Annotated in this window: 14 protein-coding genes and 1 riboswitch; of the genes, 12 read left to right on the top strand and 2 right to left on the bottom strand. The window is 64.4% G+C overall.

The window, feature by feature from the left end:
- Window positions 1-1329 (bottom strand): voltage-gated chloride channel family protein, encoded by a 1329-nt coding sequence (locus tag ACP92_RS12305; RefSeq protein ID WP_013234445.1) that lies wholly within the window; start codon window positions 1327-1329, stop codon window positions 1-3.
- 80 nt (window positions 1330-1409) lie between these two features.
- Window positions 1410-1483, bottom strand: a riboswitch (Fluoride riboswitch).
- Window positions 1484-1641: 158 nt separating this feature from the next.
- Here ACP92_RS12305 and ACP92_RS12300 point away from each other — a divergent pair.
- Entirely contained in the window at window positions 1642-2754 is a 1113-nt protein-coding gene (locus ACP92_RS12300; protein ID WP_013234444.1) for a zinc-binding metallopeptidase family protein, read from the top strand.
- An 87-nt stretch (window positions 2755-2841) separates the two neighbouring features.
- Here ACP92_RS12300 and ACP92_RS12295 read toward each other — a convergent pair whose 3' ends face one another.
- A complete protein-coding gene (locus ACP92_RS12295; RefSeq protein WP_013234443.1) occupies window positions 2842-4185 on the bottom strand; it encodes an MFS transporter in 1344 nt (447 codons plus the stop codon).
- A 160-nt stretch (window positions 4186-4345) separates the two neighbouring features.
- Here ACP92_RS12295 and cyoA point away from each other — a divergent pair, with 160 nt between their 5' ends.
- The 11 genes from cyoA to ACP92_RS12240 all read left to right on the top strand — a co-directional run bounded on the left by cyoA (window position 4346) and on the right by ACP92_RS12240 (window position 16070).
- Window positions 4346-5278, top strand: coding sequence for a ubiquinol oxidase subunit II (cyoA, locus tag ACP92_RS12290; RefSeq protein ID WP_013234442.1), 933 nt, complete (start codon window positions 4346-4348; stop codon window positions 5276-5278).
- A 76-nt stretch (window positions 5279-5354) separates the two neighbouring features.
- Window positions 5355-7358 (top strand): cytochrome o ubiquinol oxidase subunit I, encoded by a 2004-nt coding sequence (gene cyoB, locus ACP92_RS12285; RefSeq protein ID WP_013234441.1) that lies wholly within the window; start codon window positions 5355-5357, stop codon window positions 7356-7358.
- Window positions 7351-7977: a cytochrome o ubiquinol oxidase subunit III gene (gene cyoC / locus ACP92_RS12280; RefSeq protein WP_013234440.1), complete on the top strand. Its 627-nt coding sequence runs from the start codon at window positions 7351-7353 to the stop codon at window positions 7975-7977. Before cyoB ends, cyoC begins: the two co-directional genes overlap by 8 nt.
- Window positions 7974-8450, top strand: a complete 477-nt coding sequence (gene cyoD, locus ACP92_RS12275; RefSeq protein WP_013234439.1) for a cytochrome o ubiquinol oxidase subunit IV — start codon at window positions 7974-7976, stop codon at window positions 8448-8450. The genes cyoC and cyoD overlap by 4 nt, the downstream gene beginning before the upstream one ends.
- Window positions 8447-9304 carry an SURF1 family protein gene (locus tag ACP92_RS12270; protein ID WP_013234438.1) on the top strand — a complete coding sequence of 286 codons (858 nt, stop codon included), beginning with the start codon at window positions 8447-8449 and terminating at the stop codon, window positions 9302-9304. Before cyoD ends, ACP92_RS12270 begins: the two co-directional genes overlap by 4 nt.
- Before the next feature lie 5 nt (window positions 9305-9309).
- The gene (locus ACP92_RS12265) at window positions 9310-10692 is read left to right on the top strand and encodes an ATP-binding protein (protein ID WP_013234437.1); all 1383 of its coding nucleotides are present in this window, start codon (window positions 9310-9312) and stop codon (window positions 10690-10692) included.
- A gap of 130 nt (window positions 10693-10822) precedes the next feature.
- Window positions 10823-11359 (top strand): response regulator transcription factor, encoded by a 537-nt coding sequence (locus ACP92_RS12260; RefSeq protein ID WP_013234436.1) that lies wholly within the window; start codon window positions 10823-10825, stop codon window positions 11357-11359.
- Window positions 11360-11526: 167 nt separating this feature from the next.
- Complete coding sequence (locus tag ACP92_RS12255; RefSeq protein WP_216665964.1) at window positions 11527-12681, top strand: ABC transporter substrate-binding protein; 1155 nt, start codon at window positions 11527-11529, stop codon at window positions 12679-12681.
- Window positions 12682-12727: 46 nt separating this feature from the next.
- On the top strand, window positions 12728-14614 hold the full coding sequence (locus ACP92_RS12250) for an ABC transporter permease (RefSeq protein ID WP_013234434.1): 1887 nt from the start codon (window positions 12728-12730) through the stop codon (window positions 14612-14614).
- Window positions 14611-15372 carry an ABC transporter ATP-binding protein gene (locus ACP92_RS12245; RefSeq protein WP_013234433.1) on the top strand — a complete coding sequence of 254 codons (762 nt, stop codon included), beginning with the start codon at window positions 14611-14613 and terminating at the stop codon, window positions 15370-15372. Before ACP92_RS12250 ends, ACP92_RS12245 begins: the two co-directional genes overlap by 4 nt.
- On the top strand, window positions 15369-16070 hold the full coding sequence (locus ACP92_RS12240) for an ABC transporter ATP-binding protein (RefSeq protein ID WP_013234432.1): 702 nt from the start codon (window positions 15369-15371) through the stop codon (window positions 16068-16070). Before ACP92_RS12245 ends, ACP92_RS12240 begins: the two co-directional genes overlap by 4 nt.
- Window positions 16071-16080: the final 10 nt, after the last annotated feature.

The following is a 16080-nucleotide window of genomic DNA, read 5'->3' as shown; positions in this document are numbered from 1 at the left end:
CTATTTCCGGTGCTGGTCGAGTTCGCTGGCCTGTTCGGCCGGCGCTGCGGAGAGCTTGCGCCGGTAGCCGCCCACCTCTCCGATCCTGAGCCCCTTGGGCAGCAAGCCCAGCTTGGCCTGGCCGACGCGCTGGGCATGATAGATGCCGGTGTGGCCCGAGAACAGATAGGCGACCACGCAGGCCAACGCGGCAAAGGGGCCGATCTGGGGACCGAACAGTTCGATGGCCATGATGGTAGAGGCCAGCGGCGTGTTGGCCGCGCCGGCGAAGACCGCCACGAAACCGATCCCGGCCAGCAGCGGGAAGGGCAGATGCAGCAGTGGCGCCAGCGCATTGCCCAGGGTTGCGCCGATGTAGAACAGGGGCGTGACTTCGCCCCCCTTGAAACCGCTGCCCAACGAGGTCACCGTAAAGACCATCTTGCCCAGGAAGTCCCAGGGCGCCAGCGGTTGCTGGAAGGCCTCGACGATCACGGGAATGCCCAGGCCGATATAGCGATGGGTGCCGACCGCCCACACCGCCAGGGCGACGATGAAGCCGCCGATGAACGGGCGCAGCGGCGCATAGCTGACATGGCGTTTCATGAAGGCCGACAGGGTGTGGGTGCTGTTGGCAAAGATCATCCCCGCCAGGCCGAACACCACACCAGCGGCGATCACCGCAGCCACGCTCCACAGCGCCATGGGGGCGCTGGCGTTCATGGCGTAGTGGGTATGGTGCACGCCCCAGGCCAGACCGACCTGGTCGGCGGCGATGGCGGCGACGAAGCAGGGAAAGATGGCCTCATAGCGCATGCGCCCAATGGCCAGCACCTCCAGTCCGAAGATGGCGCCCGCCATGGGCGTGCCGAAGACCGAGGAAAAGCCCGCGCTGATACCCGCCATGAGCAGGATGCGCCTATCCTCCGGGCGCAGCCGCAGGAGGTGGGTGAGCTGGTCGGCCAGCGCGCCGCCCATCTGCACGGCCGTGCCTTCGCGCCCGACCGATGCGCCGAAGAGGTGTGAGGCCACGGTGCCCAGCAATACCAGCGGGGCCATGCGCAGCGGGATCACCTTGCGCGGATCGTGGATTTCATCGATGAGCAGGTTGTTGCCGGCCTCGACCGGCTTGCCGGTATGCAGGTACAGCCAGCCCACCGCAAAGCCGCCCAGAGGCAGCAGCCAGATGATCCAGGCGTGGCGCTCGCGCCAGTGGGTGGCCCAGTCCAGTGCGAAGAGGAAGAAGGCCGAAGCGGAGCCCGCCAGCGCGGCGATGAGGCAGGCAATCAGCGTCCATTTGCCGATGTAGGGCAGCAGGTAGAGCTGTTCTGGATAATGGTGATTTTTCATGTGACCAGGTATCGGGTGGATCTTCCTGGAACACGAGGCGGGAAAGCTACAGGCGAATACCTACAGCCCCGGGTTGCCAGGTCACTGTAGGCATCATCAGCCCCAAGCTGGACTTGGCGGCGGTTTGAGGAGGAATGCCATCTCCTGCGGCGCAATGGTAGCAAGTTTGCCTGACAAGGACAACTTTGTGTTCACGGAAGTGGACGTTGCGGCGGTTGTCCGGGGAGATGCAGGAACGTAATGTCACATTTCTCTTCCAATGCCTGAAGCGCGCCCCGGCACGGGGCGGCCATCACGATAAGGGGGAAGTCGATGAACACCTTTCATTGCGACAATTGCGGCGCGCAGGTCTTCTTCGAGAACACCGTCTGTGGAAGTTGTGGCTGGATGCTCGGCTATCAGCCCGAGCTACAGTCCATCACCAGCTTTTCCGCGCTGGAGACGCCGGCAGCCGAGAGCGGCGCAGAGCCAGGGCCAGGCCGCTGGCGCAGCGTCCGGCCGGAAAATGAGGGCAGGGTGTTCAAGCAATGCCTGAACTACTGGCGCGAGAACATCTGCAACTGGATGCTCGACGAGCAGGAAACGCATGAGCTATGCGCCTCCTGCCGTCTCACCCGGGTGATCCCGACGCTGGATGAGGGCAACAACCGCGTCCTCTGGAGCCGGCTGGAGACGGCCAAGCGGCGACTGCTGCATACGCTGTGGACCTTGCGCCTGCAGCCGGCGCCGAAGATGGAAGACGAGCAGTCCGGGCTGGCCTTCGAGTTCCTGCAGGACCAGCCGCATGGCGAGCGCGTGCTGACCGGGCATGCCGATGGCGTCATCACCATCAACATCGCCGAGGCCGATCCGGCCTACCGGGAGCAGGCGCGCGAGCAGATGGCCGAGCCCTATCGCACGCTGCTAGGGCATTTCCGTCACGAGAGCGGGCATTACTACTTTGACCGGCTGGTGGCCGGCAGCGCCTGGCTGGAGCCGTTCCGCCAGCGCTTCGGCGACGAGCGCGAAGACTATGGCGCGGCCCTGCAGAAACACTATGAAAACGGTCCCCGCGCAGACTGGGAAGAGCAGTTCGTCAGCGCCTATGCCAGCAGTCATCCCTGGGAGGACTGGGCCGAGACCTGGGCGCATTACCTGCACATGTTCGATACGCTGGAGACCGCCTACGCCTGCGGGGTACAGCTGCGGCCGCGCCATGCCGGCGAGCAGAAGCTGGTCATTCCGGCCCCGCCGACGGCGGCCGGGTCCTTCGATGAGCTGGCGCGGGAGTGGTTTGCGCTGACCTACGTGCTCAACAGTCTGAACCGCAGCATCGGCATGCCGGATTCCTATCCCTTCACCTTGTCGACGCCGGTGCTGGGAAAACTGCGGTTCGTCCACGAACTGGTCAGTGGCGCAGCAGCGCCTGACCTGGATGAGGCCTGAGATCCTGAAGCAGTCGCTGGGGAGACGCCAAAGAAAAACCCGGAGGCAGGCCTCCGGGTTTTGGTTTTCCGGGATGGCGCCGGAGCGTCAGTCGTCACGCGCCTCCAGCGCACGGTTCAGGCTCAGCGCGGCCAGCGAGCCGACTGCGCCGGAGAGCAGGTAGAAGCTCACGTAAGCCATGCCGAAGTGCGCCGACAGGCCCAGCGCCACCAGCGGAGCGAAGCCGGCGCCGACCAGCCAGGCCAGATCGGAGGTCAGGGCGGCGCCGGTATAGCGATAGCGGGCCTTGAAGTTGGCCGTCACCGCGCCGGCAGCCTGGCCGTAGGACAGGCCCAGCAGGGCGAAGCCGATCAGGATGAAGGTATTCTGGCCGGCTTCGCCGCCATTCATCAGGGTCGGGACGAAGGCCGAGAGGATGGCGATGAGCAGGGCCATCGAACCCAGCGTATTGCGGCGGCCGAAGCGGTCAGCGATCAGGCCGGAGATCACGATGCCCACGGCCATGATGAGGCCGCCCCAGATCTGCACCACCAGGAAATCGGTGGCCTCGCGCAGCGAATACAGCTTGATCCAGGACAGCGGGAACACCGTCACCAGGTGGAACAGCGCATAGCTGGCCAGGGCCGCCAGGGCGCCAATGATGATGTTGCGGCCCTGGGTGGTGGCCAGCTCGACCACGCCGGCGGGCTCCAGCTCGCGCTCATCGAGCAGCTTGGCGTATTCCGGGGCCGACACCAGGCGCAGGCGCGAGAACAGGGCGACCACGTTGATGGCAAAGGCCACATAGAAGGGATAGCGCCAGCCCCATTCAAGGAAATCCGCCGTGGTCAGGCTGGAGAGCATGTAGGCAAACAGGCTGGCCGCCACCACGAAGCCCAGCGGTGCGCCCAGCTGGCCCAGCGCAGCGTACCAGCCGCGCTTGTGCTGGGGAGCGTTCATCGCCAGCAACGAAGGCAGCCCATCCCAGGCCCCGCCCAGCGCCAGTCCTTGACCAACCCGCAACAGCGAGAGCAAGATGATGGCCCAGACACCAATGTGTTCAAAAGTTGGCAATAACGCAATGCCCGCAGTCGAAAAGCCGAGCATGAACAACGCCAGCGTCAGTTTCACCTCTCGGCCGTAGTGCTTTTGTATCGCCATGAAGATGGTCGTCCCGATGGGACGGGCCAGGAAGGCGAAGGCGAAGATCACGAAGGCGTAGAGCGTGCCTTCCAGCTTGGGTTCGTTGGGGAAGAATACCGCCGGGAACACCAGCACCGAAGCTAGTGCATAGACGAAGAAATCGAAGTATTCGGACGCTCGTCCGATGACCACGCCGACCGCGATCTCACCGGGTTCGATCTTGCCGTGGTCGTGCGAAGTGGAAGGGTGGGTGGAGTGCGGTCCTAATTCGCCCGAACCTTGACCGTTGTGGATGCTGGTGCTTGCCATGGCTGTGTCTCCCACTGTTAGAGGTTTAGTCGCAGTACGTACTACCAATCCCAACCTGCCAGGTGGCAGCTAACAGGGTGGGACAAAACGTCCAATCGCCAACACACTTTATTGGCGTTACATTACCACGCTCTGATACATACGACTGGAATTTTCCTTCATGGTTTCTCAAATCCTCCGTCGCGGACTGCTCCTGCTTCCTGCGCTTCTGTTGGCTGGGTGCAACACCGTCGTGATGAATCCCTCCGGCGACATCGCTAACCAGCAAGCGCGCCTGATCATCATCTCGACCGCGCTGATGCTGCTCATCATCGTCCCGGTGATCATCCTGACGCTGCTGTTCGCATGGCGTTATCGCAAGAGCAACACTTCCGCTCCCTATGAGCCGGATTGGGATCACTCGACCCGTCTGGAGCTGGTCATCTGGGGCGCACCCCTGCTGATCATCATCGCCTTGGGCCTGCTGACCTGGATCACCACCCACACCCTGGACCCGTACCGTCCGCTCTCGCGCATCGACGCCGAGCGCCCGCTGTCGCCCCAGGTCAAGCCGCTGGTGGTGGAAGTGGTGGCGCTGGACTGGAAGTGGCTGTTCATCTATCCGGAGCAAGGCATTGCTACCGTCAATGAGCTGGCCGCGCCGGTGGATGTGCCCATCCAGTTCAAGATCACCGCATCCAGCGTGATGAACTCGTTCTACATTCCCGCACTGGCTGGCCAGATCTACGCCATGCCGGGCATGGAAACCAAGCTGCACGCCGTCATCAACAAGGCCGGCGAGTATGAAGGCTTCTCGGCCAACTACAGCGGCGCCGGCTTCTCGCACATGCGCTTCAAGTTCCACGGCCTGGACCAGGCTGGTTTCGACGCCTGGGTGCAAAAAGCCAAGGCTGGCTCGGGCAAGCTGGACCGTGCCGAGTACCTGAAGCTGGAACAGCCGAGCGAACGTGAACCTGCCCGCTTGATCGGCAGCACCGAGCCCAATCTGTTCCACGCCATCGTGAACCGTTGCGTAGCACCCAATACGGTTTGCATGGACAAGATGATGGCCACCGACCTGAACGTGAAACCGGGCCAGCAAAAGGCCGAATGATTTCCTTGCCTGGTAGCCGTATCAGCGCAGCAGAACACCGCTGCGCCCCCATTTCCTTTTTCCCCGGGAAGTAAAGATGTCTGACAATTTTGACCTGATAAAGCTGATCTTCGGTCGCCTCAGTCTGGAAGCGATTCCATACCATGAGCCGATCCTGATCGGTACCTTCGCCATGGTGGCGCTGGGCGGCATAGTGGTACTGGGCCTGCTCACCAAATATCGCCTGTGGGGCATGCTCTGGCGCGACTGGTTCACCAGTATCGACCACAAGCGCATCGGCATCATGTACATCGTGCTGGCCATCGTCATGCTGCTGCGTGGCTTTGCCGACGCGGTGATGATGCGCGCGCAGCAGGCCATCGCCTTCGGCGACAACGCCGGCTTCCTGCCGCCGCACCACTATGACCAGGTGTTCACCGCCCACGGCGTGATCATGATCTTCTTCGTGGCCATGCCCCTGGTGACCGGTCTGATGAACTACGTCGTGCCCCTGCAGATCGGTGCGCGCGACGTGGCCTTCCCGTTCCTGAACAACTTCAGCTTCTGGATGACCACCTTCGGCGCACTGCTGGTGATGGCCTCGCTGTTCGTGGGCGAATTCGCCCGCACCGGCTGGCTGGCCTACCCGCCGCTGTCGGGCATCCTGTACAGCCCTGACGTGGGGGTGGACTACTACATCTGGGCCTTGCAGGTGGCCGGGGTAGGGACATTGCTATCAGGGATCAACCTGGTGGTGACCATCGTCAAGATGCGCGCCCCGGGCATGAACATGATGAAGATGCCGGTCTTCACCTGGACCTCGCTGTGCACCAACGTCCTGATCGTGGCGGCCTTCCCGGTGCTGACCGCCGTGCTGGCCATGCTGTCCCTGGACCGCGTCTTCGGCACCAACTTCTTCACCAACGACATGGGCGGCAACGCCATGATGTACGTGAACCTGATCTGGATCTGGGGCCACCCCGAGGTCTACATCCTGGTGCTGCCGGCCTTCGGCATCTTCTCTGAAATCGTCTCGACCTTCAGCGGCAAGCGCCTGTTCGGCTACACCTCCATGGTCTACGCGACCGTGGTGATCACCATCCTGTCCTACCTGGTGTGGCTGCACCACTTCTTCACCATGGGTTCGGGCGCCAGCGTGAACTCGTTCTTCGGCATCACCACGATGATCATCTCGATCCCGACCGGCGCCAAGATCTTCAACTGGCTCTTCACGATGTACCGTGGCCGCATCCGCTTCGAAGTCCCCATGCTGTGGACCATCGGCTTCATGGTGACCTTCGTCATCGGCGGCATGACCGGCGTGCTGCTGGCCGTTCCCCCGGCTGACTTCGTGCTGCACAACTCGCTGTTCCTGATCGCCCACTTCCACAACGTCATCATCGGCGGCGTGGTGTTCGGCATGTTCGCCGGCATCAACTTCTGGTTCCCGAAGGCCTTCGGCTTCAAGCTCAATGAGTTCTGGGGCAAGTGCTCGTTCTGGTTCTGGCTGGTCGGTTTCTACCTGGCCTTCATGCCTCTGTACGTGCTGGGCCTGATGGGCGTGACCCGCCGCATGAGCCACTTCGACGATCCGTCGCTGCAGATCTGGTTCGTGGTCGCCGCCATCGGCGCTGGCCTGATCGCCCTGGGCATCGGTTCCTTCATCATCCAGATCGCTGTCTCCATCCGCGACCGCAAGAAGCTGGCCGATGTGACCGGCGACCCGTGGAACGGCCGTACACTGGAATGGTCGACTTCCTCGCCGCCGCCTGCCTACAACTTCGCCTTCACCCCGGTCGTGCATGACAACGACGCCTGGGCTGACATGAAGAAGAACAAGTATCAGCGTCCGCTGGGTGATTTCGTGGAAATCCACATGCCCAAGAACACCGGTGCCGGCTTCATCATCGCTGCGCTGTCGGCAGTGCTGGGCTTCACCCTGATCTGGCACATGTGGCTGCCGGCTGTGGCGACCTTCGTTGTTCTGGTTGCCGCCACCATCATCCACACCTTTAATTACAACCGCGACTACTACATCCCGGCCGACGAAGTCGTCCGTGTCGAAGCAGAGCGCACACGTCTGTTGAATAGCCATGTCTGAAGCAATCAACCACACGGCCGACGCGACGCCTAGCTCGCGCTATTTCGTCCGCCATCACCATCCGGAGAACGGCACCCTGCTGGGCTTCTGGATCTACCTGATGAGCGATTGCCTGATCTTCGCCTGCCTGTTTGCGTGCTACGCCGTGCTGGGCCGCAACTATGCAGGCGGTCCGACCGGCGCCGAGCTGTTCGACCTGCCGCTGGTGGCGCTGAACACCGCGCTGCTGCTGCTGTCGTCGATCACCTACGGTTTCGCCATGCTGGCCATGCAGGCCAAGAAGCAGCAGAACACCATCTTCTGGCTGATCATCACTGGTCTGCTGGGCGCTGGCTTCATCTACTTCGAACTCTATGAGTTCCTGCACCTGATCCACGAAGGCGCGGGCCCGACCCGTAGCGGCTTCCTGACCTCGTTCTTCGCGCTGGTCGGCACCCACGGTCTGCACGTGACCTTCGGCATCATCTGGCTGGTCGTGCTGCTGTTCCAGATCAACAAGCATGGTCTGACCGAAGCCAACGGCCGTCGCCTGATGTGCCTGTCCATGTTCTGGCACTTCCTGGACGTGGTCTGGATCGGCGTCTTCACCTTTGTCTATCTGATGGGAGTCCTGCCATGAGCCGCGGCCACCAAGAACACCCGGCCCGACCGATGGGCCACCACGACGACCATGACCACGGTCATGGTCATGGCGACCACGCCGCCCACGGCACGATGAAGGATTACGTCACCGGCTTCGTGCTGGCCGTGATCCTCACCGCGATCCCGTTCTGGCTGGTGATGAACAAGTCCATCTCCAGCTCGGCGACCATGGGCATCGTGCTGCTGGCCTTGGCGGCCGTGCAGATCGTGGTCCACATCAAGTACTTCCTGCACATGAACGGCAAGTCCGAAGGCGGCTGGAACATGCTGGCGATGATCTTTACCATCGTCATCGTGGTCATCACGCTGGCCGGTTCGCTGTGGGTCATGTACCACCTGAACCACAACATGATGCCGACCATGTCGCCGGAAAACATGCCCACCGAGACGGTTCCCCAGTCGATGCAGGGCATGCAGGGTATGCAACATAGCGCGCCCCAATCGAAATGAGCCAGACGCCAATCAATGGCGTGAAGCAAGGCAAAGAAAGCGGGGCGGCGCAAGCCGTCCCGGTATCCCGCACAAAGGCCAGCCTGCTGTTGCTGACCCTCTTGGCGGGATTTTTCTTTCTGGTCTTCGCGGCGCTGGGAAGCTGGCAGGTCTATCGCCTGCAATGGAAGCTGGACCTGATCGCCAAGGTCGATGCACGCGTGCACGCCGCTCCCGTGGCGCCTCCGGGCCCGGCCCTGTGGCCGCAGGTCTCGGCGCAGCGCGATGAGTACAAGCGCGTGGTCCTCACCGGCCGCTATCTCTACAGCAAGACCGTGGCCGTGCAGGCCAGCACCGACCTGGGCAGCGGCGCGTGGCTGCTCACGCCCCTGCAATTGGCCGATGGCGAGGTGGTGCTGGTCAATCGTGGATTCGTCGGCGTCTCGCCGCTCAAGCTGGCCGAGGCCAGCCTGGCCGACGCGCCGGCAGGCCAGAATGCTGAAGTCACCGGGCTGTTGCGCATGAGCGAGCCCAAGGGCGGCTTCCTGCGCAGCAATGATGCGGCCCAGAGCCGCTGGTATTCCCGCGATGTCCAGGCGATTGCCCAGGCCAAGGGACTGACCTCGGTGGCGCCGTACTTCGTCGATGCCGACAAGGCCTCGGCCGAGGCCAACGCCGCCGTCGCGCCGGATGCGCAAAAACCGGTCGGCGGACTGACCGTGATCGCCTTCCACAACAGCCATCTGATCTACGCGCTGACCTGGTACGCGCTGGCCCTGATGTCGCTGGGCGCGGGCTATTGGTTGATCCGTGACGAGCGGCGCTGGCGCGAGCGCATCCGCCAAGCCCAGTCGCAGTCACCGTCGCAGGGCTGACCGAGATGACCGCCGCCGACGCCGTCGCCAAGCGCAGGACGCTGAGGGAACGCTGGCAGCGCCTGCGCCAGGGCGAACAGAACCCGGCCGGCCACCAGAACATGCTGCTGCTGATCCAGCTGCGCTGGCTGGCGGTGCTGGGGCAGGTGTCCACCATCGCCTTCGTGGTGCTGGTGTTCGACCTGCACCTGCCGCTGCCGCACATGCTGGAAGTGCTGTCCTGCCTGGTGGCCTTCAACATCGCCAGCCACCTGCGCTGGCACGAGCGGCGCATCGCCACCAATGCCGAGCTGTTCCTGGCCTTGCTGGTGGATGTGGCGGTGCTGACCTTCCAGCTCTATCTCAGCGGCGGCATCACCAATCCCTTCGCCTTCCTGTACCTGATGCAGATCATCCTCTCGGCCGTGCTGCTCAAGCCCTGGTCGAGCTGGGCCATCGTCGGCGTGACCATGCTCTGCCTGGCCGGGCTGGCGCTGTTCTCCGAGCCGCTGGCGCTGCCGCCGGACCACAATGCGGGGCTGCTGAGCCTGTATGTGGAAGGCACGCTGATCTGCTTCCTGCTCAATGCCGGGCTGATGGTGTTCTTCATCACCCGCATCAGCAGCAACCTGCGCGCCGGCGACGCCTTGCTGGCCGACCTGCGCCAGCGCGCCGCCGAAGAGGATCACATCGTGCGCATGGGCTTGCTCGCCTCGGGCGCCGCCCACGAGCTGGGCACGCCCCTGGCCACGGTGTCGGTGATCCTGGGCGACTGGAAGCGCATGCCCGAGATCAGCCAGCGCCAGGACATGCTGGACGACATCGCCGAAATGGAAGCACAGCTGCAGCGCTGCAAATCCATCGTCAGCGGCGTGCTGCTCTCGGCCGGGCAGGCGCGCGGCGAGTCTTCCATCAAGACCACCCTCAACACCTTCCTCGACAGCGTCGCCGAGGACTGGCGCAAGAGCCGTCCGGTGGCAGTGTTCGATTACCAGAACCTGATCGGGCAAGACCTGCCGGTAGCCTTCGACTCGGCCATCAAGCAGATGCTGGGCAATGTGCTGGACAATGCCTTCGAGGTCTCGCCGCACTGGCTGTCGCTGGAAGTGCGGCGGGAAGGGGGCTTGCTGCTCATGGAGGTCTCCGACCAGGGACCGGGCTTCCCGGAATGGATGATCAACCAGATCGGCAAGCCCTACCAGTCCACCAAGGGCAAGCCGGGGCGCGGCCTGGGCCTGTTCTTCGTGGTCAACGTCGCGCGCAAGCTGGGCGGACGGGTCTGGGCCAGCAACCTGCCCGGTGCGGGCGCACGCGTGACGCTGGAGCTGCCGCTGTCGGCCATCAGCCTGGAAGCCGACGCCGAGCCTGTCGTCGGCAGCGCGACACCCGCTTTTCCGAGCGGTGCTTGATGTGCCGCAAGCCAGGCCTGACCAGCCTTTGACGCGAATCATTTCCTTTTTCTTCTGATGGCGGCAATGCCCGGGGCCGTCTCGCCTTACAATAGCGCCTTGGGAAAGTAGAAGAAATAGGGAATGCAACATGCCGGCTGATCGCCTGCTTCTGATCATTGAGGATGACGCCGCCTTCGCACGCACCTTGGGGCGCTCGTTCGAACGCCGGGGCTACACCGTCCTGCTCGCCGCCAGCCAGGAAGAGGCGGCCCAGCACCTGCAGCAACACCGTCCGGGTTATGCCGTGGTCGACCTCAAGCTGGGCGGCAACGCCTCCGGCCTGGCCTGCGTACAGATGCTGCACGCCCATGACGAGGACATGCTCATCGTCGTGCTGACCGGCTTTGCCAGCATCACCACGGCGGTCGAGGCCATCAAGCTGGGCGCATGCCAATACCTGGCCAAACCCTCCAATACCGACGACATCGAAGCCGCCTTCGGCCACGTGGCCGGGGTCTCCGAGGTCGAGTTGCCGGCGCGCGCCACCTCCATCAAGACGCTGGAATGGGAGCGCATCCACGAAGTGCTGGTGGACACCGACTTCAACATCTCCGAGACCGCACGGCGGCTGGGCATGCATAGACGCACCCTGGCGCGCAAGCTGGAAAAGCAGCGCGTGAAATAAGCCGCAGCCGACCCGACGACGGGCCGGACAGGTCAGCGTCCCAGCGGTTATCATTACGCCCGTCCTCGGGCTGCGCTGTCCGGGCCATCTCACCAGAAGGGAATGACGTGAACCAGTTCAACTTCCAGCGCGGCCTGCGATGGGCCTTGGCCGCCGCTCTGCTAACCATGGGCAGCGTCGCTGCGCGCGCCCAGGACACCATCAGGATCGGCGAGATCAACAGCTACAAGGCCCAGCCGGCCTTCCTGGAACCGTACCGCCGGGGCTGGGAAATGGCCCTGGACGAAATCAATGCCAGCGGCGGCGTGCTGGGCAAGAAGCTCGAAGTCATCGCCCGCGACGACAACGGCAACCCCGGCGACTCGGTGCGCGTGGCCGAGGAATTGATGGCGCGCGAGCGCGTCGCCTTGCTGTTTGGCGGTTTTCTCTCCAATACCGGCCTGGCGCTGACCGATTACGCCAAGCAGCACAGGGTCTTCTTCCTCGCCGCCGAACCGCTGACCGACAAGATCGTCTGGCAGAACGGCAACAAGTACACCTACCGCCTGCGCCCCTCGACCTCCATGCTGGTTGCCTCGGTGGTCAAGGAAGCAGTCAAGTTGAAGAAGAAGCGCTGGGCCATCGTCTATCCCAACTATGAATACGGCCAGTCCGCCGTCGCCAGCTTCAAGACCCTGATGAAGCAGGCCCAGCCGGACGTGGAATTTGTCGCCGAACAGGCGCCGCCGCTGGGCAAGATCGATGCTGGCGCGGTCACCCAGGCGCTGGCCGACGCCAAGCCGGACGCCATCTTCAATGCGCTCTTCGCTGCCGACCTCGGCAAGTTCGTGCGCGAAGGCAATACCCGCGGGCTGTTCGAGCAGGTGGACGTGGTCTCGCTGCTGACGGGCGAGCCCGAGTATCTCGATCCCCTCAAGGGCGAAGCACCGCAGAACTGGATCGTCACCGGTTACCCCTGGTATGCGATCCACACGCCGGAACACAAGAAGTTCGTCGAGGCCTATCGCAAGAAATTCAATGACTATCCGCGCAACGGTTCCCTGGTGGGCTATAGCGCGCTGATGTCCATCGCCGCCGGCCTGCGCAAGGCCGGCAGCACCGACGCCGACCGTCTGGCCGCCGCCTTCTCCGGCTTGAAGGTGGAAACGCCGGTGGCCTCCATCGTCTACCGCCCGCAGGACCATCAATCCACCCTGGGCGCATTCGTGGGCCGCACCGGCCTCAAGGAGGGCCGTGGCGTCATGACCAGCTTCACCTATATCGATGGCGCGGCGCTGCAGTTGCCCGATGCCGAGGTGAAGAAGCTGCGTGCGCCGGACTGAGCTGCGCCCGTGATGCGCCACGCCCGCCGCCTGCCGGACTGAGTCCATGACGCTTGCCAGCCTCGCCGTCCAGCTGCTCAATGGCCTGGCCGACGCCTCTGCCATGTTCATGGTCGCGGCCGGCCTGTCGCTGATCTTCGGCGTCACGCGCATCGTCAACTTCGCCCATGGTTCCTTCTACATGCTGGGCCTGTACCTGGCCTACAGCCTGGTGGACCGGCTGGGCGCAACGCCCTGGGGTTACTGGGCGGCGCTGCTGCTGGCGGCCTTGCCGGTGGCCGCGCTGGGGGCGCTGGTCGAGCTCACCATCTTGCGCCGCATCTATCGCGCACCCGAACTGTTCCAGTTGCTGGCCACCTTTGCGCTGGTGCTGGTGATCAAGGATGCGGCGCTCTGGTATTGGGGGCCGGAAGATCTGTTCGGGCCGCGCGCACCCGGCCTCGCTGGGGCGGTGCAAGTGCTGGGGCGGCGTCTGCCGCAGTATGACCTGCTGCTCATGGCCATCGGTCCGCTGGTGTTCGCGCTGCTGTGGCTGCTGCTCAACCGTACCCGCTGGGGCGCACTCATCCGCGCCGCCACCCAGGACCGCGAAATGCTGGGCGCACTGGGCGTGAACCAGGCCTGGCTGTTTACCGGCGTGTTTGCGCTGGGCTGCTTTCTGGCAGGCCTGGGCGGTGCGCTGCAGGGACCGCGCCTGCCGGCCAACCTGGCGCTCGATCTCGATACCATCGGCACGGCCTTCGTGGTGGTGGTGGTCGGCGGCATGGGCTCCATCGGTGGCGCTTTCGCAGCGGCCGTGCTGATCGCCGAGGTCAAGGCGCTGTGCATCGCCTTGGGCACGGTCTCGTGCTTCGGTATCGAACTCTCGCTGTCGCGGCTGACGCTGGTGGCCGAATTCCTGGTGATGGCAGTGATCCTGGTCGTGCGGCCCTGGGGGCTGCTGGGCAAGCCGCTGGCGCTGGTGCGCGCCGCCAGTCATCACGAAGCGCCGCTGCGCGCGGCCAGCCAGCGTGAGCGCTGGGCCGCCATGGTGCTGCTGGCAGCGCTGCTGGCCTTGCCCCTCTTGGCCGGGCGCTTCCCTTATCTGCCGGTCCTGATGGTGGAAATCCTGGTGGCCGTGCTGTTTGCCGCCAGCCTGCATTTCCTGATGGGGCCGGGCGGCATGGTGTCCTTCGGTCACGCTGCCTACTTCGGCCTGGGCGCCTACGCCGCCGCCCTGGTCACGCTGCGCCTGCAATGGCCGATGCCGCTGGCCATGCTGGCCGGGGCCGGTACGGCCATGCTGGCGGCGCTGCTGTTCGGCTGGTTCTGCGTGCGCCTGTCCGGCGTCTACCTGGCCATGCTGACGCTGGCCTTTGCGCAGATCGTCTGGGCCGCCATCTATCAATGGGATGACCTCACCGGCGGCAGCAATGGGCTGGTCGGATTGCGCACGGCCGCCGCGCTGGCCTCGCCGCTGGCCTACTACTACCTGGCGCTGCTGTGCAGCGCGCTGGGCGTCTACCTGCTGCGGCGGGTGATCCATGCGCCGTTCGGACTGGCCTTGCGCGCCGCACGCGATGCCTCGGGGCGCGCGCAGGCGCTGGGCATGGATGTGCGCGCCTTGCAATGGGGCGGCTTTGCATTGGCGGGCCTCTTCTGCGGACTGGCCGGGGTGTTGTTCGCTTTTTCCAAGGGCAGCATCTCGCCCGAAGTCGCCGGCGTGAACCGTTCCGTGGATGGCCTGGTGATGGTGCTGCTGGGTGGCGTGCAAAGCCTGGCGGGGCCGCTGCTGGGCGCCTCCGTGTTCACCTGGCTGCAAGATCTGGTGGCGCGCGAGACTGACTATTGGCGCGCCTTGCTGGGCGGTGTGATCCTGTTGCTGGTGCTGCTCCTGCCGGGCGGCCTGGCTGGCGCCTGGCGCAGGGCCGGGCGGCCAGGGGAGGGCGCATGAGCCTCCTGCAGGTCCAGCAGCTGTCCAAGTCCTTCGGCGGCGTGGCCGCGCTCGAGGAGCTTTCCTTCGCGCTGCCGGCGGGCCAGATGCTGGCGCTGATCGGTCCCAATGGCGCGGGCAAATCGACCTGCTTCAACCTGATCAACGGCCAGCTACGTCCGGATCGCGGTGAGGTATTGCTGGACGGGCAGTCCATCACCGGGCTGGATGCGCGTCGCATCTGGCGTCGCGGCGTGGGCCGCACCTTCCAGGTATCGGCTGCTTTCAGTTCCATGACGGTGCTGCAAAGCGTGCAGGCCGCCTTGCTCTCGCATCATCGCCGGCTGTGGCAGCTCTGGCGTCCGGCCGATTCCCTGTTCCGCCAGCAAGCCATGGAGCTGCTCGACCAGGTCGGCATGGCCGCCCAGGCCCAGCGCGCCTGCGCCGTGCTGGCCTATGGCGACATCAAGCGGGTCGAACTGGCCATGGCGCTGTCCAACGCGCCGCGTCTGCTGCTCATGGATGAACCCACCGCCGGCATGGCCACGCAGGAAAGGCAAGCGCTCATGGCGCTCACGCGCAGGCTGGTCAACGAGCGCGGGATCGCAGTGCTGTTTACCGAACACAGCATGGATGTGGTGTTCGCCCATGCCGACCGCATCCTGGTGCTGGCGCGCGGCCAACTGGTGGCCGATGGCGCGCCTGCCGTAGTGCGCGCCGATGCCCGGGTGCGCGAACTCTATTTCGGCAGTGGCGCCAGTTTCGGAGGAGCGGCATGAGCCAGTGTCTGTTGCAGGTACAGGGCCTGCATGGGTGGTATGCCGATGCCCACATCCTCTTCGGCCTGGACCTGGAGATCCGCGCAGGCGAAGTGGTGGCGCTCATGGGCCGTAATGGCGCAGGCAAGTCCACCACGCTGAAGGCCTTGATGGGCCTGCTGGAGCGCCGCCAAGGGCAGATCCGCCTGGCGGGGCGCGACATCGGCAAGCTGGCGCCGCATCAGCGCGCGCGGCTGGGACTGGGCTATGTGCCGGAAGACCGTCGCATCTTCACCGAACTGAGCGTACTGGAAAACCTCGAGACCGGTCGCCAGCCGCCGCGCCCCGGCGCACCGCACTGGACGCCGCAGGCCTTGTTCGAGCTCTTTCCCAACCTCGGCGCGATGCCGCAGCGTCTTGGCGGACGCATGAGCGGAGGCGAGCAGCAGATGCTCACCATTGCCCGCACGCTCATGGGCAATCCGCGCCTGCTGTTGCTGGATGAACCTTCCGAGGGCGTGGCGCCGGTGATCGTGGAGCAGATGGCGGCGATGATACAAGAGCTCAAGCGCAGCGGCATCGCCATCCTGCTGTGCGAACAGAATCTGCACTTCGCCAGCCTGGTCTGCGACCGCGGCTATCTGCTCGATCAAGGCCGCATCGTTGCCGCGGGCACGCCCGCGAGTCTCCAAGCTCATCAGCAGCAATCCGGCCTGTGACAAGGCCTGC

Source organism: Herbaspirillum seropedicae (assembly GCF_001040945.1).
In the GTDB taxonomy this organism is placed as follows: domain Bacteria; phylum Pseudomonadota; class Gammaproteobacteria; order Burkholderiales; family Burkholderiaceae_D; genus Herbaspirillum; species Herbaspirillum seropedicae.
The sequence above is the reverse complement of the archived record's forward strand: the minus strand, read 5'-3'. Positions and strand labels throughout refer to the sequence as shown.